18 protein-coding genes are annotated in these 18,170 nt (G+C 65.6%); 8 read left to right on the top strand and 10 right to left on the bottom strand.

The features are described 5' to 3' along the window. Positions 1–10: 10 nt before the first annotated feature. Together JL811_RS03425 and ettA are read right to left on the bottom strand one after the other, a co-directional pair. Positions 11–577 carry an OmpA family protein gene (locus JL811_RS03425; protein ID WP_202686933.1) on the bottom strand — a complete coding sequence of 189 codons (567 nt, stop codon included), beginning with the start codon at positions 575–577 and terminating at the stop codon, positions 11–13. A gap of 236 nt (positions 578–813) precedes the next feature. Continuing rightward, positions 814–2,469 (bottom strand): energy-dependent translational throttle protein EttA, encoded by a 1,656-nt coding sequence (ettA, locus tag JL811_RS03420; RefSeq protein WP_202686932.1) that lies wholly within the window; start codon positions 2,467–2,469, stop codon positions 814–816. Positions 2,470–2,657: 188 nt separating this feature from the next. Here ettA and JL811_RS03415 point away from each other — a divergent pair, with 188 nt between their 5' ends. After that, a complete protein-coding gene (locus JL811_RS03415; protein ID WP_202686931.1) occupies positions 2,658–3,287 on the top strand; it encodes a nicotinate-nucleotide adenylyltransferase in 630 nt (209 codons plus the stop codon). On the opposite strand, the gene JL811_RS03410 is transcribed toward JL811_RS03415, so the two are convergent. After that, positions 3,259–3,720: an Lrp/AsnC family transcriptional regulator gene (locus JL811_RS03410; protein WP_202686930.1), complete on the bottom strand. Its 462-nt coding sequence runs from the start codon at positions 3,718–3,720 to the stop codon at positions 3,259–3,261. The two genes, JL811_RS03415 and JL811_RS03410, sit on opposite strands and share 29 nt — an antisense overlap. A 137-nt stretch (positions 3,721–3,857) precedes the next feature. On the opposite strand from JL811_RS03410, the gene cobA reads away from it, so the two are divergent. From cobA to JL811_RS03380, 6 genes are all read left to right on the top strand, one after another. Beyond that, positions 3,858–4,637 (top strand): uroporphyrinogen-III C-methyltransferase, encoded by a 780-nt coding sequence (gene cobA / locus JL811_RS03405; RefSeq protein ID WP_202686929.1) that lies wholly within the window; start codon positions 3,858–3,860, stop codon positions 4,635–4,637. Further along, positions 4,634–4,942: a DUF2849 domain-containing protein gene (locus JL811_RS03400; RefSeq protein ID WP_202686928.1), complete on the top strand. Its 309-nt coding sequence runs from the start codon at positions 4,634–4,636 to the stop codon at positions 4,940–4,942. Before cobA ends, JL811_RS03400 begins: the two co-directional genes overlap by 4 nt. After that, complete coding sequence (locus JL811_RS03395) at positions 4,935–6,605, top strand: nitrite/sulfite reductase (protein ID WP_202686927.1); 1,671 nt, start codon at positions 4,935–4,937, stop codon at positions 6,603–6,605. The genes JL811_RS03400 and JL811_RS03395 overlap by 8 nt, the downstream gene beginning before the upstream one ends. Further along, positions 6,595–7,344 (top strand): phosphoadenylyl-sulfate reductase, encoded by a 750-nt coding sequence (locus JL811_RS03390; RefSeq protein ID WP_202686926.1) that lies wholly within the window; start codon positions 6,595–6,597, stop codon positions 7,342–7,344. The genes JL811_RS03395 and JL811_RS03390 overlap by 11 nt, the downstream gene beginning before the upstream one ends. Then, positions 7,341–7,748 carry a DUF934 domain-containing protein gene (locus JL811_RS03385; protein ID WP_202686925.1) on the top strand — a complete coding sequence of 136 codons (408 nt, stop codon included), beginning with the start codon at positions 7,341–7,343 and terminating at the stop codon, positions 7,746–7,748. Before JL811_RS03390 ends, JL811_RS03385 begins: the two co-directional genes overlap by 4 nt. A gap of 120 nt (positions 7,749–7,868) precedes the next feature. Next, positions 7,869–8,702, top strand: a complete 834-nt coding sequence (locus JL811_RS03380) for a ferredoxin--NADP reductase (RefSeq protein WP_202686924.1) — start codon at positions 7,869–7,871, stop codon at positions 8,700–8,702. Positions 8,703–8,831: 129 nt separating this feature from the next. Here JL811_RS03380 and JL811_RS03375 read toward each other — a convergent pair whose 3' ends face one another. After that, the gene (locus JL811_RS03375) at positions 8,832–9,521 is read right to left on the bottom strand and encodes a hypothetical protein (protein WP_202686923.1); all 690 of its coding nucleotides are present in this window, start codon (positions 9,519–9,521) and stop codon (positions 8,832–8,834) included. A 289-nt stretch (positions 9,522–9,810) separates the two neighbouring features. On the opposite strand from JL811_RS03375, the gene infC reads away from it, so the two are divergent. Then, on the top strand, positions 9,811–10,305 hold the full coding sequence (infC, locus tag JL811_RS03370) for a translation initiation factor IF-3 (protein WP_337924704.1): 495 nt from the start codon (positions 9,811–9,813) through the stop codon (positions 10,303–10,305). A 125-nt stretch (positions 10,306–10,430) separates the two neighbouring features. Here infC and JL811_RS03365 read toward each other — a convergent pair whose 3' ends face one another. The 6 genes from JL811_RS03365 to JL811_RS03340 all read right to left on the bottom strand — a co-directional run bounded on the left by JL811_RS03365 (position 10,431) and on the right by JL811_RS03340 (position 18,164). Next, complete coding sequence (locus JL811_RS03365) at positions 10,431–11,492, bottom strand: molybdopterin-binding protein (protein WP_202686922.1); 1,062 nt, start codon at positions 11,490–11,492, stop codon at positions 10,431–10,433. Next, the gene (locus JL811_RS03360) at positions 11,492–12,490 is read right to left on the bottom strand and encodes an XdhC family protein (RefSeq protein WP_202686921.1); all 999 of its coding nucleotides are present in this window, start codon (positions 12,488–12,490) and stop codon (positions 11,492–11,494) included. Before JL811_RS03360 ends, JL811_RS03365 begins: the two co-directional genes overlap by 1 nt. Before the next feature lie 177 nt (positions 12,491–12,667). Continuing rightward, on the bottom strand, positions 12,668–14,656 hold the full coding sequence (locus JL811_RS03355; RefSeq protein WP_202686920.1) for an OmpA family protein: 1,989 nt from the start codon (positions 14,654–14,656) through the stop codon (positions 12,668–12,670). A gap of 202 nt (positions 14,657–14,858) precedes the next feature. Continuing rightward, on the bottom strand, positions 14,859–16,139 hold the full coding sequence (locus JL811_RS03350) for a vWA domain-containing protein (protein WP_202686918.1): 1,281 nt from the start codon (positions 16,137–16,139) through the stop codon (positions 14,859–14,861). Between the two features lie 76 nt (positions 16,140–16,215). Continuing rightward, positions 16,216–17,127 carry an AAA family ATPase gene (locus JL811_RS03345; protein WP_202686916.1) on the bottom strand — a complete coding sequence of 304 codons (912 nt, stop codon included), beginning with the start codon at positions 17,125–17,127 and terminating at the stop codon, positions 16,216–16,218. Next, positions 17,124–18,164, bottom strand: a complete 1,041-nt coding sequence (locus JL811_RS03340; protein WP_202686914.1) for a LysR substrate-binding domain-containing protein — start codon at positions 18,162–18,164, stop codon at positions 17,124–17,126. Before JL811_RS03340 ends, JL811_RS03345 begins: the two co-directional genes overlap by 4 nt. Positions 18,165–18,170 lie beyond the last annotated feature (6 nt).

Genomic DNA, 18,170 nt, shown 5'->3' with positions numbered 1-18,170 from the left:
ATCATGTCCGTTACCACCTGTAGCAAACGATTTCGACGCGCCGGTTCTGCTGCATCCCGGCGGCGGTGCTGTTCGAGGCAACCGGGCGGCGTTCGCCGTAACCCTGCTGACGCTCGACCATAGCACCCACGGACCGGGCCACATCGCCCACGGCCTTGGCGCGGCGATCCGACAAACGCATGTTGTACTCATCCGAGGCGCGGCTGTCGGTATGGCCGTAAATGCCATAGCCGAACGCATCCGACCCGCGGAAGAACTGTTCCAGACGCGCGCGGCCCTGCTGCGTCAGGTGATGGCTGTCCGTGGCAAACAGCGCGTCGGTATTCTCGACCAGACAGGTATTGACCCGCAGGCAGACCGGCTTGCCCGTCTGGGGATTGCGGCGCGGCACCATATAGCCCTCGAGCCCGCCATCGGCCCACCAGTGCATGCAGCCGTCATCGTCGACCCACAGACCCCATTCGACCACGCCGGAAACTTTCGGCTGGGCCACAACCGGCCCCGCCACCGCAAGGCCAAGCGCCAGCGCAACCGCGCCGGCATAGGCCGAAATCCTATGAATGAACTGACTGTTCACAGCCTTAACCCCCCCGGGCACACCGCATTATAATTGTCGCTGACAGGATTGCCGCCAGCCGCCCGGAATGTAAAGGGAAAACTGGTCGACAGGAACCGGGATCGACACAAATGCTAGCGTCGGGGCAACAGGTCGACTCCATATCTGCCATCGCTTCTGCAGGCGAAACGATGGCAGGCTTGGGATTGCGATGCCCCGTCCGATGCCGGCGGGACAAAGGTCGGCAACTCAGCGTCTTAGCGGCTGAAGCGCTTGTATTTCACGCGCTTGGGCTCCAGTGCATCAGGGCCAAGACGGCGGATCTTGTCCTGTTCATAGTCTTCGAAATTGCCTTCGAACCATTCCACATGCGCATCGCCCTCAAAGGCAAGGATATGGGTGCAAAGACGGTCAAGGAAGAACCGGTCGTGGCTGATGATCACGGCACAGCCCGCGAAATCCTCGATTGCCGCTTCCAGCGCCTGCAGCGTTTCGACGTCCAGATCGTTGGTCGGTTCATCGAGCAGCAGCACATTCCCGCCCGAGCGCAGCAGTTTCGCCATATGCACCCGGTTGCGTTCCCCGCCCGACAACAGGCCTACCTTCTTCTGCTGGTCGGTGCCCTTGAAGTTGAAGGCCCCGGTATAGACGCGGCTGTTCATTTCCAGATCACCCAGATGGATGACTTCGGACCCGCCCGAGATTTCCTCCCACGCGGTCTTGTTCGGATCCAGCGCGTCGCGGCTCTGGTCGACATAGGACAGCTGCACCGTATCGCCCAGCGTGACCGTGCCCTCATCGGGTTGTTCCTGCCCGGTGATCATGCGGAACAGCGTGGATTTCCCCGCGCCGTTCGGACCGATCACGCCGACGATGGCGCCCGGCGGAACGGTGAAGGTCAGATCCTCGATCAAGAGCTTGTCGCCCATGGCCTTTTTCAGGCCCTGAACCTCAATCACCTTGTTGCCCAGACGTTCGCCATTGGGAATGATGATCTGCGCCGAGGTGGAGCGTTCGCGCACCGTCTGTCCGGCCATCTCATTATATTTGGCGATCCGCGCCTTGCCCTTGGCCTGCCGGGCCTTGGCGCCCGAGCGGATCCATTCCAGTTCCTTTTCCAGCGCCTTCTGCTTGGACTTGTCCTCGCGCGCCTCCTGCTGCATCCGCTTGGCCTTCTGGTCCAGCCAAGCCGAATAATTCCCCTCATAGGGAATGCCCCGGCCGCGGTCCAGCTCAAGGATCCAGCTGGTGATGTCGTCAAGGAAATAACGGTCATGGGTCACGATCAGGATCGTGCCCTTGTAGTCGATCAGGTGTTTTTGCAGCCAGGCGATGGATTCCGCGTCCAGATGGTTGGTCGGTTCATCGAGCAGCAGCATGTCGGGCTTTTCCAGCAACAGCTTGGTCAGCGCGACGCGGCGGCGTTCCCCGCCCGAAAGATCCTCGACATTGGCATCATCCGGCGGGCAGCGCAGCGCGTCCATGGCAACGCCGACGGTCGCCTCAAGCTCCCACAGGTTCTGCGCGTCGATCTGGTCCTGAAGCTGCGCCATCTCCTCGGCGGTCTCGTCCGAGTAGTTCATCGCCAGTTCGTTATAGCGGTCAAGGATCGCCTGCTGTGCGGCCACGCCCAGCATGACATTGCCCTTGACGTCAAGGTTCGGGTCCAGCCAGGGCTCTTGCGGCAGATAGCCCACTTTCGCGCCCTTGGCGGCCCAGGCCTCGCCTTTGAAATCCGTGTCGATCCCCGCCATGATCTTCAACAGCGTGGATTTCCCCGCGCCGTTGACGCCCACGACACCGATCTTGACGCCGGGCAGGAAGTTCAGATTGATGTTCTCGAAACACTTCTTGCCGCCCGGATAGGTCTTGGAAACCCCGTCCATGTGATAGACATACTGGTAGCTGGCCATGATCATCCCTCATCCGTGCATTTGCGGCCCTTCTAACGGCAGTCGGGGCCGAGGGCAACGTGGCCCAGATGGGCACAGCACGGCCCGGGGACAAGATGCCGGGGCCTTCGCGGGCGCGGCTCGGGGCGGCGACAAAAGGACCGGGAGACAGACGGAATGACGACAGGGCCTGCGCGCAGGCGCGCGGCATGAGACGCGCGGACCTTCCCTTTGCGGCGCGCGGTCAGGTAATCGGCATCCTGGGCGGATCCTTCGATCCGGCGCATGAAGGCCATGTCGCGATCACCCATGCCGCGCTGCGCCGCTTCGGGCTGGATGCGGTCTGGTGGCTGGCCAGCCCCGGCAATCCGCTGAAGGCCCATCAGCCGGCCCCGATGGCGGATCGCATTTCCCGCGCAAGGCACCTGATGCGGCATCCCCGGGTTCTGGTCACCGATCTGGAGGCGCGGATCGGCACGCGCTATACGGCGCAGACCCTGCGGCGGCTAGTACAACTTTATCCTGGGGTGCGGTTTGTCTGGCTGATGGGGGCCGACAATCTGGCACAGTTCCACCGCTGGGAGGACTGGCGCGGCATCGCGGATCTTGCAGCCCTTGGGGTGCTGGCCCGCCCGGGGCAGCAGATGGCGGCGCTGAATTCGGTGGCAGCGCGGGTGCTGTCATCGGCACGCCTGCCGCAATCGGCCTCGGCGCGGCTGGGGCGCGCGCCCCTTCCGGCATGGTGTTTCGTGACCCTGCCGATGGTTGATGCGTCTTCCTCCGCGATCCGCGCCGCGCAGCGCCTGCGGGTCACAACGGCAGCGCCGTCGTCGACTTGATCTCTTCCATCGACAAAAGCGCGGTCACGTTGAAGATCCGCACCTCGGAAATCAACGCCTGATAGAACACGTCATAGGCGCGGGCATTCTGCACCCGGACCTTGAGGATGTAATCGATCTCTCCGGCCAGACGATGCGCCTCCATCACCTCGGGGCGCTCGCGCAGGGCGCGCAGGAATTTTGCCTGCCATTCGGCCTCATGCTCCGATGTGCGGATCAGCACGAAAAAACAGGCCTCAAGCCCCAGCGCCTCGGCCTCCAAGAGCACGGTCTGGCGCAGGATCACGCCGCTGTCCTTCATTCGCCGGATACGATTCCAGACAGGTGTTTTCGACGACCCCACCTTCTTGGCGATCTCATCCAGCGACTGCGCGGCATCCTCCTGCAATTCGGCAAGGATTTTCCGGTCCATCTCATCCAGCCGGGCGGCCATTCCTCAAATCCCCCATGATCCCGAACACTGTTCCAATCCGGCGCAGTATCGGAACAAACATCCTTATCTGCAAGGGCATATGGCCCCGATCCGGGAAAATGTCCTATATTCCCTGCAGCAAATAAAAGGACCGCCCCATGCGCCAGATCGCCCTCCCGCCCCAACCCGTCCGTTTCATCGGCGCAGGACCGGGCGCGCTGTGCCATCTGACCCTCGGCGCGGCGGACGCACTCCGTCAGGCCGAGGTGGTGATCCATGACCGGCTGGTCGGCCCCGAGATTCTGGCCCTGATCCCGCAGGGAACCGAAGTGATCGACATGGGAAAGGAGGGGTTCGGACCCTCGGCCCCGCAGGCCGCGATCAATGCGACCCTTGTCGCCAAGGCGCTGACAGGGCGCCGGGTGGTGCGGCTGAAAGGCGGCGATTGCGGGATTTTCGGGCGGCTGGACGAAGAGATGGAGGCGCTTGAGGCGCATCACCTGCCATTCGAGATCATTCCCGGCCTGACCGCCGCCGCCGTTGCCGCCGCCGCCATCGGCCAATCGCTGACGCGGCGCGGGCGCAACCGGTCGCTGCGCATTCTGACCGGACATGACATGGCCGGTTTCGCAGATCAGGACTGGCGCGGTCTGTCCGCCCCCGGGGCGGTGGCCGCGATCTATATGGGCAAGAAATCCGCCCGTTTCCTGCAGGGCCGCCTGATGATGCATGGCGCGCTGCCCGGAACGCCGGTCACAGTGGTCGAGAATGTCTCGCGCCCCGATGAACGCATTATCGGCACGGTGCTGGCCGCCCTGCCCGGAGCACTGGACGGGGTCGATGGCCCGGCGGTGCTGCTGTATGGTCTGGCCCCGCGCCATGCCGCCGCTTCGCTTGAACAACTGCCCCCCGATCCGCAGCAGGAGGCCCACGCATGAGCCGCGCATTCACCCCCAAAGTCGTCACCGCCAATGCGCTGCTGGAGGGCGACGTGATCTATCTGACCGCCGATGACCGCTGGTCGCGCCTGCATCACGAGGCCGAACTGATCGAGGATGAGGCCCATGCCCAGTTGCGGCTGCTGCATGCGCAATCGCAGCGCGCTAGTGCCGTGGGCCCCTATCTGGCCGATGCGCGCCCCGGCCCCGACGGCCCCGAGCCCGTGCATTTCCGGGAGGCCTTCCGCACGCGCGGGCCCTCCAACTACCGCCATGGCAAGCAGGTGGAGCAGTCCCATGTATGACTATACCGATTTCGATGAGGCCTTCGTCCGCGCCCGCACCGAACAATTCTCTGATCAGGTGCGCCGCCGCATCGACGGATCCCTGACCGAGGATGAATTCCGCCCGCTGCGCCTGATGAACGGGCTTTATCTGCAACTGCACGCCTATATGCTGCGGGTCGCCATCCCCTACGGCACGATCAATCCGCGCCAGATGCGCCAGCTTGCGATGATCGCCGAGACCTTTGACAAGGGGTATGGCCATTTCACGACGCGCCAGAACATTCAGTTCAACTGGCCGAAACTGCCCGATGTGCCCGCCATACTGTCGGCGCTGGCCGATGTGGGGATGCATGCGATCCAGACTTCGGGCAATTGCGTGCGCAATGTCACCGCCGATCATTTCGCCGGCGCCGCCGCCGATGAAATCGAGGATCCGCGCCCGGTGGCCGAATTGCTCCGTCAATGGTCCACTGATCATCCCGAGTTTCAGTTTCTGCCCCGCAAATTCAAGATTGCCATCACCGGCAGTCCCAATGACCGCGCCGTGACCCGCGCCCATGATATCGGGCTGCGGATGGTCCGCAACGCGGCGGGCGAACCGGGGTTCGAGGTGATCGTGGGCGGCGGACTGGGCCGCACGCCGCTGGTGGGGCAAACGGTGCGGGATTTCCTGCCCAAGGCGGATCTTCTGCCTTATGTCGAGGCGATCCTGAGCGTTTACAACACGCTGGGACGGCGCGACAACAAATACAAGGCGCGCATCAAGATCACCCTGCATGAAACGGGAAAGGAAGAGCTTTCCCGCATGATCGAGGAGCGGTTCGAAGAGATCCGCCCGCTGTTCGGTGGCCATGATCAGGCGCTGCTGGCGCGGATCGAGGCGGCCTTTGCGCCGCCCGCCTTTGTAAATGCCCCGACTGACGGATATGATCTGCAGCGCAAGGCCGATCCGGTGTTCCGCGCCTGGGCCGACACCAATCTGGCCGCGCATCGCAATGACCAATATGCCATCGTGTCGATCAGCCTCAAGGCGCATGGCGCCACGCCGGGCGATGCCACGGCCGATCAGATGCGCCTGATCGCCGATCTGGCCGAACGCTATGGCCATTCGGAACTGCGGATCAGTCATGAACAGAATGTCATCCTGCCGCATGTTCACAAATCGAACCTTGCCGCCCTTCATGCCGAGCTTCGCGGCACCGGGCTTGAGACCGCGAATATCGGGCTGATCTCGGATATCATCGCCTGCCCCGGCATGGATTACTGCGCGCTGGCCACCGCGCGCTCGATCCCCGTCGCGCAGGAAATCGCGACGCGGTTCGATGAGTTGAAGCTGGAGCATGATATCGGTGCGCTGAAGATCAAGATCTCGGGCTGCATCAATGCCTGCGGGCATCACCATGTCGGCCATATCGGCATTCTGGGGCTGGATCGCGCGGGGGTAGAAAATTACCAGATCACCCTTGGCGGCGATGGCACCGAGACGGCCACCATCGGCGAACGGGCCGGTCCCGGTTTTGCCTATGATGAAATTGTCCCGGCAATCGAACGGCTTGTCCGGGCGTATCTGGAGCATCGCGAAGGCCCCGGGGAACCCTTCCTTGCCGCCTATCGCCGGCTTGGTCTGGCGCCGTTCAAGGCAGCCCTTTACCCTGCGGAAGGGGCGCGGGATGCCGCGTGACCTGAATCCCGGCCCGGTCGCCGACCGGGTTGCGACACTCAATGCCCGTTATCGCCACCATTCGGCGACGGCGGTGCTGGAGCTTGCGCTGAAGGATGCCGATCTGGGCGAGGTGGCACTGGTTTCGTCCTTCGGGGCGGAATCGGTGGTGCTGCTGCATCTGGTTTCGGTGATCGCCCCCGAAACGCCGGTCCTGTTCATCGACACGCGGATGCTGTTTCCCGAAACGCTGGACTATCAGCGTGAACTGGCCGAGAAATTGCACCTTTGCGACATCCGCACGATCCGCGCCAATCCGGCCCGGCTGGATTTCGAGGATCCGGACGGCACGCTGCACCAGTTCAATACCGATGCCTGCTGCGGGTTGCGCAAGGTGGAACCCCTGGAACGCGCGCTGGCCGGTTTCGATGGCTGGATCACCGGGCGCAAGCGCTATCAGGGTGCGACGCGACAGGAGGTGGAGTTTTTCGAGGCCGAGGGCGATACCCGCATCAAGGTCAATCCGCTGGCCCATTGGGGGCGGGAGGATCTGGAAGACTATATCGTCAACAACCGCCTGCCCCGGCATCCGCTGGTGGCAAAGGGCTATCCGTCCATCGGCTGCGCACCCTGCACCAGCCCGGTGAAACCGGGTGAGGATCCGCGCGCAGGACGCTGGCGCGGCAGCCAGAAAACCGAATGCGGCATCCATTTCATCGACGGCAAACCCGTCCGCATCAAACAGGAGAACGCGGCATGAGCGTGATCGTCACCGACAAGGGCTTCGCAAGCGAAGACCCGATCCCGTCCTATGTGACGCTGGACCAACTGCCCTTCCATGAAGGCGCGATTGACCTGACCAACACCGATGACCCCACGGCCCTGACCCCCTATCTGGCAGATCTGCGCCTGATACGGGTGGATTTCCCGGCCTTCAGCGACGGGCGCGGCTTCACGCTGGCGCGGCGGCTGCGGATGATGGGCTACAAGGGCCGGTTGCGTGCGCGCGGCCATGTTCTGGCCGATCAATATGCGATGGCGCGGCGTGTGGGCTTTGACGAGGTTGAAATCTCGCAAGAGCTCGCCGCCCGCCAGCCTGCGGCGCAATGGGTGTTCCGCGCCGATTGGCAGGCGCATGACTATCAGGCGCGCCTGCGCGCCTGACCCCCGAAATATTGTTTGCATAGAAACAAGTTTTCATGCGACTTTCCGTCTGATGGACGCAAGGTTGCGAAAGCGGTTTCCTGTGCAGCGCGACAGCCCCATCGCTGAAAGAGCCCCGCCATGACCGAAAGCCTGACCGTGACAGACCCCCGCCCCGCCACTTTGCCCCAAGCCACGCTGCCCGACGCCCAGACCGTGACCGAGGTGCGGCACTGGACGGATACGCTCTTCTCCTTCCGTGTGACGCGGCCCGCCAGCCTGCGCTTCCGCTCGGGCGAATTCGTGATGATCGGGCTGCCGGGCGACAACGGCAAACCCTTGCTGCGCGCCTATTCCATCGCCTCGCCCAATTGGGATGACGGGCTGGAATTCTATTCGATCAAGGTGCCGGATGGCCCGCTGACCTCGCGCCTGCAGCATATCCAGCCGGGTGACCAGATGATCCTGCGGCCGAAACCCGTGGGCACGCTGGTCCATGATGCGCTGCTGCCGGGCAAACGGCTGTGGTTTCTGGCCACCGGCACCGGCATCGCGCCCTTTGCCAGCCTGATGCGCGATCCCGAAACCTATGAGAAATACGACAGCGTCATCATGATGCATACCTGCCGGGAACGCGCCGAACTGGAATACGGGCGGCAAGTGGTTGAAAACCTGCGCGCAGATGAGCTGATCGGTGAAATGGTCGAGGGCAAACTGCACTATTACCCGACCACGACGCGCGAAACCTCAGACCGGATGGGGCGGATCACCGACAACCTGTCCTCGGGCAAGGTTTTCGCCGATCTGGGCCTGCCCGAGATGAACGCCACCGAAGACCGGGCCATGGTCTGCGGCAGTCTGGCCTTCAATATCGACGTGAAGGCCGTGCTGGAAAGCTATGGGCTGACCGAGGGCGCCAATTCCGACCCGCGCGAATATGTGGTCGAAAAGGCCTTTGTCGGCGAGGGAATCTGAGGGGGGATCGGACCCCGCCACACCCGGGACGACCGCGAAAAGCAGTGCATCAGATTTTCACAATAACCATGAAAAAGGCCGCGCAATCCCTTGCGCGGCCTTTCTGTCTGGCAGATGCCGGATGCCGGGTCAGAGCCCCAGCGCGGCCCGGACCTGGGCGATGACACCCTGAACCAGCACCGGGTTGTCGCGCGCCGCATCGACCGCCGCTTTCAGCGTGGTCTTGGTCGTCTCATCCAGCGACGAGTTGTCGATCAGCGCATTGACCTGTGCCGGATCGAAACTGGACGCGTCCAGCGCCTCGTCGGGGTTCACGGCCTCGGCGGCCGCCTCGGCAGCGGTCTCGGCGGATTCGGCGGCCGACTGGGCGGCCTCGGCGGCATCCGAGGCCGCCTCGGTTGCCGATTGCGCGGCATTGTCGCTTGCCTCGGCGGTACCTTCCTCGGCGGCCTCGGCCGCGGATTCTGCGGCGGCAGCGGCAGCTTCGGCAGCGGCAGCGGCTTCCGCCTCGGCGGCAGCAGCAGCGGCTTCGGCTTCGGCGGCTGCGGTGGCTTCAGCAGCGGCAGCGGCCTCTTCTGCGGCGGCGGCTTCGGCAGCGGCGGCCTCCGCTTCTGCGGCTTCGGCGGCAGCGGCCTCTTCTGCAGCGGCGGCTTCAGCGGCAGCGGCTTCTTCAGCGGCGGCAGCCTCGGCAGCCGCGCGCTGTTCAGCCTCCATGGCGGCCTGTTCGGCGGCGCGTTGTGCGGGCAAATGGCTGAACTGGTAATAGCCAAGACCCGCGACGACGATCAGCACGGCCCCGATGACGACGGACTTGTTCATGATAATCTCTCCTTTCATGCCGATCCCCGGCATTGATGCCGCATCCTATTTCAGAAAATTCAGAACTTGGAAACCCTGATGCCGCGACACGAAAGCCTTCGGCATCCGGGCCCCCAAAGACGCCTTTGGCATGCGGAACATGGCGGTTCGCCACGGTTTGCGGTTGAACAAGCGCGCGCGCCTGTCTATTTTACGCCTCGGCGAAAGCCGTCCTGTTCATCGAAGAAGGAACACAACCATAGCCCGCAGACCCCACAACGCCCCTCCGCAACGCGAGACGGGCCCCCGTGTGAATGACCGTATCCGAGCGAATGAAATCCGGCTGATCGGCGCCGACGGCGAGAATGTGGGTGTCGTGACGCCCGCCCGCGCGATGGCGATGGCCGAGGAGGCGGGGCTTGACCTTGTCGAGATCAGCCCGAACGCGGAACCACCGGTTTGCAAGATCATGGATTTCGGCAAGTTCAAATATGAACAGCAGAAACGTGAGGCCGAGGCACGGCGCAAGCAGCACATCATCGAGATCAAGGAAATCAAGTTCCGACCCGGTACGGACAAGCATGATTACGATGTGAAGATGCGCTCGGTCCTGAAATTTCTGGATGAAGGCGACAAGGTGAAGGTCACCCTGCGCTTCCGGGGCCGCGAGATGGCGCATCAGGAACTGGGTCTGGAATTGCTGAACCGCGTGGCCGCGGATGTGGCCGAGGCCGAGGCTGGCAAGGTTGAGACGATGCCGAAGCTGGAAGGCCGGCAGATGGTGATGATGATCGGGCCGAAATAAGGCCCGTCATCCAAACTCTACCGGCGCCTGACCTTTGCGGGGCCTGATCCTTTAAGGGAGCGGGCCTCCGGGGGGACCGGCGGGGCCAGCCCCCGCACACCCGAGGTATTTTCACCAAGATGAAATCAGGTCCCGGGAAGATCGGGATCTGATTCTGAAACGGGCCCGGGATCGGCAGGCGGCCTGCGGGCTGCCGGATCACGGGGGCGCGGACGGGTGGGGATCTCTTTCAGCAGACCGCCCACGCCCATGCCCTGAATATCCGCCGCCGTCACCGGCTGCCCGCAGATCAGCCGTTCCATCACCCAGTCGGCGCCGTTCAGCGCGGGGGACCGGGCACAGCCCGGAAGGCCGATCACCGGAACCGCGCCAAGCGCGCCAAGAAACAGCAGATTGCCCGGATCGACCGGCATTCCGAAATGATCGACCTGCCCGCCCGCCACGCGCAGCGCCTCGGGCGCGACATCGCGCGGGTCCGAGGTGGCCGAACCGGTCAGGATCAGGATCAGGTCGCAGTCGCGGATGGCCGTGATGGCCGCCGCCAGATCAGCGATACGATGCCCCACCAGATCGGTCTGCGTGATCTTCGCCGCCAGACGCGCCGTGCGCAGCGCGATCGCGGCCAGACCCTTCGCGCCATCCTCGCGCGGATCGACACGGGTCTGGATCAGCGCGATCCGGCGGCGGCGGGGCGGCAACAAGGACAGGGCCGCCCCGCCCGCCCGACAAGCGGCCGACAGCGCTGGGCCGTCGACAGCATAGGCGATGATCTTCACCGTCGCCACCATGCCACCCCGGTCCATCCGCTGCCATTCCGGGGCGGTGGCGACGGTAATCATCGGATCGGTCGCGTTCAGCGCATGGATCGCGGCGGCATCGACGCGCAGGATGCCCGGCCCCGCCGCATGCAGATTGACCCGGCCCGTGCCGACCGCGCGCAGGTCCAGCCCGGCAGCGGCGGGATCAGGCACGAGCGCCTGCGCAATGGCAAGGGCAGCTGCATCCTCATCCACATCCGTCGGGGCCAGCCGCGCCACCGTGACCGAACCGATCCCCGCCGCCGCAAGACGGTCAAGATCGGCAGGCTGCAGCCGCTTGCCCTTGCGCAGCCGCCCGTCGGGCAGCGCCACAGAATGGGCAAGAATTGCCGACAGCGCCCGGTCCAGCGGAACCTCGCCAAACTCCATCAGCCCTGCCTCAGTCTCTGGGTGATCTGGGCCATGATCGAAACCGCGATCTCGGCAGGGGATTTCGCGCCGATATCCAGCCCCACCGGCGCATGCAGGCGGGCAATGGCCGCGTCGTCAATGCCCGCCTCGCGCAGGCGCAAAAGACGTTTGGCATGGGTGCGCGTTGAGCCGAGACAGCCGATATAGAAGGCAGGCGAGGCAAGCGCCGCAATCAGCGCGGGATCATCCAGTTTCGGATCATGGGTCAGGGTGACAACTGCGGTGCGGGCATCGGGGGCAAGGGCGGCCATCGCCTCATCCGGCCAGTCATCCATAATCGTCTCACCCGGAAAGCGGGCCGCCGATCCGAAAGCGCCACGCGGGTCGATCAGCACCGGCGCATAGCCACAGGCGCGCGCCATCGGCAATAGCGGCTGCGCGATATGCACGGCGCCCACGACGATCATGCGCAGGGGCGGATTGTGGATCGCGATGAACCAGCCGTCCTCTTCCAGCCCCGAACGGTCGGCGCGCATCCGCGCGTCAATCACCCCGGCCAGCGGGTCGCCCTCCCCCGTCGTCAGGCGGCGTTCACCCGTGCCCGGACGGGTCAGCAATGCGACCGCACGGCCCTTGGCGCGGGCGGCAACCAGATCGGCCAGCAGCGCCTCGGGCAAGGCATCCGGCCCGGCTCCGACGGGTTCCACCAGAACCGAAATGCGCCCGCCACAGGCCAGCCCCACGGCAAACGCCTCTTCATCCGCGACCCCGAAGCTCAGAACACGGGGGCGGCCATCGGCCAGCGCCTCCAGCGCCTCGGTCACGACCGCGCCTTCGACGCAGCCGCCCGAGACCGAGCCCATCATCCGCCCGTCGCCCGAGATCGCCAGTTGGCTACCGACGGGCCGGGGGGCGGAGCCCCATGTCTCGATCACGGTGGCCAGCACCGCGCCCTGCCCGGCGCGGTGCCAGTCCAGTGCGCATTCCGGCATGTCTTCGGTTCGTTCATCGGTCATGATGTCCTCCCTCGGCCCGCGCATCATGTCGCGAAGCGGGGCGGGATGCCACTGTCCAATGGTGGCAAAAGGTGGGGTGGCAAAGGGAGGATTGGGGGGCGGACAGCACCACAATGCAAGACCGCGCCCCGGTCCTCAGGACAGGGGCGCGGCGTGGATGATCCTCGTTAGCGGCGGTCAGCGCAGACCAGCGGTGCGCATCAGCGGTGAGATCAGCCGGACAGCGGCGCGGCGGTTGCGTGCCTCATCGGTCTGCGTGGCGATGCGCAGTTCCGCCTCACCATAGCCCTGCACCACCAGATTTTCCGGCGGGATGCCGAAATACTCGGTCAGTGCCAGGGCCACTGATTCCGCCCTGCGGTCGGAGAGCGCAAGGTTTGACGCCGCCGATCCGACCGCATCGGTATGGCCTTCGATCAGGAAGATCTCATAGGGCCGTTCGACCAGAACTTCGGCAATCAAGCCACCAAGCTGGCTGAGTTTTTCAGCCTCGGTCACGTCGATTGCCGCCGAACCGGTGCGGAAGGTGATGCTTTCCACGTCGATGGTCGGGGCCAGCGCACGGACTTCACGATAGTCGCGGATCTGCCGCAGGCTGTAGGCGCGCGCGTTTTCCCGCCCTTCGATCGCGGCGAGGGCGCGGGCAAGGTCACCGGCATCCTGTGCCGAGGAAATCACCGTCTGGTCCCGCGGGGCGGGCGGCGGCGGCAGGGTCGACATGTCAATCGTTTCCACCTCGCGCAGATCGTCGATCAGCACCAGTTCAGTGCCATCCGGCGCATAACGCGCGCGGCGCAACACCCGGCCCGACGCATCGCGGATCGTGACAATCGAAGATCCGTCATCGCGGTCCAGCGTGCTGCGGGTCGATCCGTCACTGAAGGATTCCGTCCGGACGCGCGATCCGGGGCGGCGCAGCAGGGTGTCATCATCTTTCAGAACCCGCACCGCACCCCGGTCATCCTCAATCACGACCCGGTCGCCGGTATTGGACAGGACGCGGTCGCCATTCTTCAGCACCGCACCGACCGCAAGTGCGCCAAGCGCCACAAGGCCGAAGCGTTCCAGATCGGACATGCCCTCATCACGGTCGTCAGATTCGGCAGTCTCGGTCCGGGCCGGGGCGAACTCCTCATCGCTGGACCGGGTATTTTCCTCGGTGATCTCGGTTTCGGTGACATCGCCGGCCGGCGCCTCTTCTGTTCCTGCGGCCTCGTCTTCGGTGGCCCCACCTTCGGCGGACGCACCGGCAGCCGCGGCAGCCGGGGCTCCGCTGCCTGCCGCATCGGGGGTGATCCCGAGGATATCCTGCAGCGCCGTCGCGGCCTCACCAAGGGTCCCGGGTTCGTCCTGCGGTGGTTGTTCTGCAGTCGCAGCTTCGGCCTCTGCATCCGCCGGGGCCGCCGGGGCCTCGGTCACGGCGCTTTCCGGGGTCTGGGCGTCGGGTGTTTCAGCCTCTGATGCTGCAGTCTCGGGCGCGGCATCGTCTGTGCTGCCCTCGGGGCTGCCCTCGGGCGCAGGATCGGCGGCCGTGTCGCTGGCGGGAGCCTCCGTATCGGGAGCCTCGGCTTCGGGAGCTTCCGTTGCAGCGTCTTCGGCGGCAGGTTCTTCGGCGGCGGGTTCGCTCACGGGCGCCTCAGCAGCAGGCGCGGTTTCAGCGCTTTCAGCTGCCGGGGGTTCCTCCGCAGCTTCCGCTGCCGGGGTTTCCGGTGCTGCGGCTTCCTCTGCCGGTTCCTCGGCAGCTTCGGCCTCCACCGCGGCGGCAGGGGCCTCCGGCATCCCTTCCGCGGGCACTTCCGGAGCCGTTTCTGCGGTCTCGGGGCTTCCTTCGGGCACAGCCTCGCCCGCAGGCTCCTCAGCCGGGGCAGCCTCGGCAGTCCCCGGCGTCATATCGGGCCCCGGCATCATATCGGGCGTGACAAGCCCCGGCGCACCGCCCGAGGCCTGTAGCGCGGCATCGGCCTTGGCCGCGATCCCCTCACCTGCGCAATCACCACCCTCGGCCAGAAAACAGACCTCGCCTTCCGGGCAAGGATCATTATCGGCGGTCAGGCAGATCGCGCTGCCTCCGGCCGTATCCACCGCCACCTGCGCGGCCAGAGGCAGGGTGGAAACAGGCGCGAAAGCAAGGGAAAGGGCAGTGGTCGAGGTCAGCAGACGTTTCATCGGGCATCCTTTCAGGACAGGTGACGGTCGCGCTCCCCGTGAAGGGGTCTGCGGCGAGAACGTCGCAGGGCGCAATTACGTTCCCATTTCTGGAAGAACCGGCGATGTTATGCGATAGCGCCACCCGGCCATGCGATAGCGGGGCCGCGAAAGGCAGGACGCCGGTGCCCTCACGCGCATCATGACCACAGCGCATTGCCGGTCAGTCCGGCTGTGCCGACATTCCGGCCCTCATTGCCGTCAGCATCCGCTCCCGCTCCCCCCGGTCATGCGGGTCCGAGACGGCGCGGGCCAGCGCCTGAAGCGAGGCGATGGAATGGCCCGCGCGGAAGGCATCGACATGGGGCATCATGGCCCGGATCCCGCCTGCCTTCGGCGCGAATCCCTGCCATCGCAGCAGCGGGTTGATCCAGATCAGCCTGCGGCAGGACAGATGCAGCCGTTGCATCTGCCGGGACAGATCGCCCGCATCATCCCGGTCCAGCCCGTCGGTGATCAAGAGCACCACCGCCCCCTGCCCCAGCACCCGGCGGGACCAGTCGCGGTTGAAGGCCGCAAGGCAAGATCCGATCCGCGTGCCCCCCGACCAGTCCTGCGCCTGCGCCCCGGCCCGCGCCAGTGCCTGATCGACATCGCGATCCGTCAGATGGCGGGTGATATTGGTCAGCCGCGTACCAAAGGTGAAGGCATGGACCCGCGCCCAGCCCTGCCCCCTTGCATGGGCGACGGCATGAACGAAATGCAGCACCATGCGGGAATACTGGCTCATGGAACCGGAAATATCGCACAGCACGACAAGGTTCGGCCAGCGTGTGCGGGGTTCGCGCCGGATGATGCGCGACATCTCTCCGCCCCGGCGCAATGCGGCGCGCAGGCTGGCGCGCGGATCGGCCTGCCCGCTGACGGCGGGCTGCTGGCGGCGCGTGACAATGGGTTTCACCGGCAGCGACAGCCGCGCCAGCATGCGCCGCGCCTCGGCAATCTCGGCCGTCGACATCTGTTCGAAATCCAGACTGCGCAGCCGTTCCTCGGTCGACAAGGTGCGCGAGGCGTCGATCTCGACCGGGGCATCCTCGGGCGGGGCGGCCTCATCGGGCGCGGGCAGGTTCCGGTCGGCCCCGTCCAGCAATGCCTCGGCCGCGCGTTTCTCGGCGGCTTGCGCGCTGCGCTCCTCCTGCGCGCCGCGCAGCGCAGGCAGCATCAGCGACATCATATGTTCCAGATAGCGCGGATCACGCCAGAACAGCCGGAACACCTGCCCGAAGACCGCGCGCTGTTCGGGCCGCGAGACGAAACAGGCATGCAGCACCCAGTAGAAATCCCGCCGCTCGGTAAAGCCTGCCGCCTCGACCGCGCGGATCGCGTCGATCACCCGGCCCGGCCCGATGGGCAGGCCCGCCTTGCGCAACGCGCGGGCGAAATACCCGATGTTCCGGGCAAGTTTGCCGTCTACCGGGAGGAGGATATCAGCGTATCGAGCCATGATCGACCGCGCGGGAGGCTTCACGCCCCCCGCACCCCCCGTGAGGTATTTGGGCCAAGATGAAAGGGGGCGGATATCATGCCGGGGCCAGACCCGCCCGGGCCTCTTCCAGCAGACGGCGCGCCTCGGATCCCTGGATCTTCTGGATATCGTCCTGATATTTCAGGATCGCCCCCAGCGTATCGGCGATCACCTCGGGCGTCAGGGTGATGACATCCAACGCCAGCAGGCACTTCGCCCAGTCGATGGTCTCGGCCACGCCGGGTTTCTTGAACAGATCCTCGGCGCGCAGCCGCTGCACAAAGGCCACGATTTCCCGCGACAGAACCGCCTGCGCCTCGGGGGCGCGCGCGGCAAGGATCTGCATTTCCTGTGCGGCACCCGGATAATCGACCCAGTGATAAAGACAGCGCCGCTTCAGCGCATCATGCACTTCCCGCGTGCGGTTCGAGGTCAGGATCACGATGGGCGGTTCCGGCGCGCGGATCGTGCCCAGTTCTGGCAGCGTGACCTGAAAATCCGAAAGCGCCTCAAGCAGAAACGCCTCAAAGGGCTCATCGGCGCGGTCCAGTTCGTCGATCAGCAGGACCGGCGCACCGCCGGGTTGCGGGCGCATCGCGGCCAGAAGCGGGCGCTCGATCAGATAGTCCTCGGTGAACAGTTCGGCCCGCAGCGCATCGCGATCGGCATTGCCTGCCGCCTCGGCGGTGCGGATCGCGATCATCTGCGCGGCGAAATTCCAGTCGGCCACCGCCGAGGCCGCATCCAGCCCGTCATGGCATTGCAGCCGGATCAGGCGGCGACCCAGGGATGCGGCCAGAACCTTGGCGATCTCGGTCTTGCCGACGCCGGCCTCCCCTTCCAGAAACAGCGGGCGACCCAGACGCAACGACAGGAACACCACGGTGGCCAGCGCGCGCGAGGCGACATAGCCCTGCCCGGCCAGCAGGGTTTCGGTCGCGTCGATGGAATGCGGTATCGCGGTCACGGCTTGCCTTCCTTGCGGGCCTGTCCTTGGGGGGTCTGTCCTTGGGGTGATGGTCCCTGCCCTGCCACAGGGTGGCGGGCCGCCGCCGGGCGGTCAAGGCCGCATGGGGCCGCCTGCGACCAATGGAGGGGGGGGACCGCCCCGGGACACAGCAGCCAGTCGCGAAAGGCGGTGAAGGCGGGCAGGTCATGACTGCGCGGCGGGGCCATCAGCACATAAGGCGTGGCGGTGACCATGCTGCGCGGTGAGGCCGCGCGCAAGGCGCCCGAGGCCAGATCAGAGGCGACCAGCACTTCGGGCAGCAGCGCCACCCCCAGACCTGCCCGCGCCGCCGCCAGCACCATGCCGAACTGTTCAAACCGGGGGCCGCGCAGGATGCGGGTCGGCGCGGTGCCGGCATCGCGGAACCAGTCCAGCCACAGATCGGGCCGCGTTGCCTGCTGCAACAGCGGCAGTTGCGACAGGGCCGCATCCCCGGGCAGATCCCCCTCGGGCAGCAGGGCGGGGGCGGCCACGACGATCAGCCGTTCCTCCAGCAGCACATCCTGCCCTGCCCCCCGCAGGGTCGCCCCTGCCCCCGGGCCCGCCCGCAGGATCGCCGCATCGCGCGGATCACGGTCGAAATCCGGCGCGGTCAGGGTTGCGGTGATGTCAAAGCTGATCCCGGGGGCGATACGCTGAAACCCCGCCAGCCGGGGGATCAGCCAATGCGTGGCAAAGGTCGGCAGGCAGGCAAGGCGCAGCACATCGCGATGGCCCCCGAAGCTCATGACCGTCAGGGCGGCACGGTCCAGATCGGCCAGCAATCGCTCGGCCTCGGGCAGAAAGGCCCGGCCCGCATCCGACAGGGCAAGGCGCTGACGGATCCGATGGAACAGCGCCACCCCCAGCCGTGCCTCAAGCGACCCCAGCGCGCGGCTGATCGCGCTTTGCGTCAGCCCCAGTTCCGCCCCCGCCCGCGTCGCCGTGCCCTGCCGCGCACAGGCGGCAAAGGCCTGCAATTCGGGCAATGTCGGGGTGTAATTGCGACGTGTCATCCCTTG

It is taken from the genome of Szabonella alba, from assembly GCF_016765775.1.
Taxonomy (GTDB): Bacteria; Pseudomonadota; Alphaproteobacteria; order Rhodobacterales; family Rhodobacteraceae; genus Szabonella; species Szabonella alba.
This window is presented reverse-complemented; position numbering and strand designations above follow the sequence as displayed.

What these genes read in the sequence shown, in the direction of transcription:
- JL811_RS03400 (WP_202686928.1), top strand. Translation starts at nt 4,634, where the DNA reads ATGAGCCGCGCATTCACCCCCAAAGTCGTCACCGCCAATGCGCTGCTG.
- JL811_RS03355 (WP_202686920.1), bottom strand. Translation starts at nt 14,656, where the DNA reads ATGAAACGTCTGCTGACCTCGACCACTGCCCTTTCCCTTGCTTTCGCG.
- JL811_RS03395 (WP_202686927.1), top strand. Translation starts at nt 4,935, where the DNA reads ATGTATGACTATACCGATTTCGATGAGGCCTTCGTCCGCGCCCGCACC.
- JL811_RS03410 (WP_202686930.1), bottom strand. Translation starts at nt 3,720, where the DNA reads ATGGCCGCCCGGCTGGATGAGATGGACCGGAAAATCCTTGCCGAATTG.
- ettA (WP_202686932.1), bottom strand. Translation starts at nt 2,469, where the DNA reads ATGGCCAGCTACCAGTATGTCTATCACATGGACGGGGTTTCCAAGACC.
- JL811_RS03385 (WP_202686925.1), top strand. Translation starts at nt 7,341, where the DNA reads ATGAGCGTGATCGTCACCGACAAGGGCTTCGCAAGCGAAGACCCGATC.
- JL811_RS03380 (WP_202686924.1), top strand. Translation starts at nt 7,869, where the DNA reads ATGACCGAAAGCCTGACCGTGACAGACCCCCGCCCCGCCACTTTGCCC.
- cobA (WP_202686929.1), top strand. Translation starts at nt 3,858, where the DNA reads ATGCGCCAGATCGCCCTCCCGCCCCAACCCGTCCGTTTCATCGGCGCA.
- JL811_RS03365 (WP_202686922.1), bottom strand. Translation starts at nt 11,492, where the DNA reads ATGGAGTTTGGCGAGGTTCCGCTGGACCGGGCGCTGTCGGCAATTCTT.
- JL811_RS03390 (WP_202686926.1), top strand. Translation starts at nt 6,595, where the DNA reads ATGCCGCGTGACCTGAATCCCGGCCCGGTCGCCGACCGGGTTGCGACA.
- JL811_RS03415 (WP_202686931.1), top strand. Translation starts at nt 2,658, where the DNA reads ATGAGACGCGCGGACCTTCCCTTTGCGGCGCGCGGTCAGGTAATCGGC.
- JL811_RS03360 (WP_202686921.1), bottom strand. Translation starts at nt 12,490, where the DNA reads ATGACCGATGAACGAACCGAAGACATGCCGGAATGCGCACTGGACTGG.
- JL811_RS03375 (WP_202686923.1), bottom strand. Translation starts at nt 9,521, where the DNA reads ATGAACAAGTCCGTCGTCATCGGGGCCGTGCTGATCGTCGTCGCGGGT.
- JL811_RS03350 (WP_202686918.1), bottom strand. Translation starts at nt 16,139, where the DNA reads ATGGCTCGATACGCTGATATCCTCCTCCCGGTAGACGGCAAACTTGCC.
- JL811_RS03340 (WP_202686914.1), bottom strand. Translation starts at nt 18,164, where the DNA reads ATGACACGTCGCAATTACACCCCGACATTGCCCGAATTGCAGGCCTTT.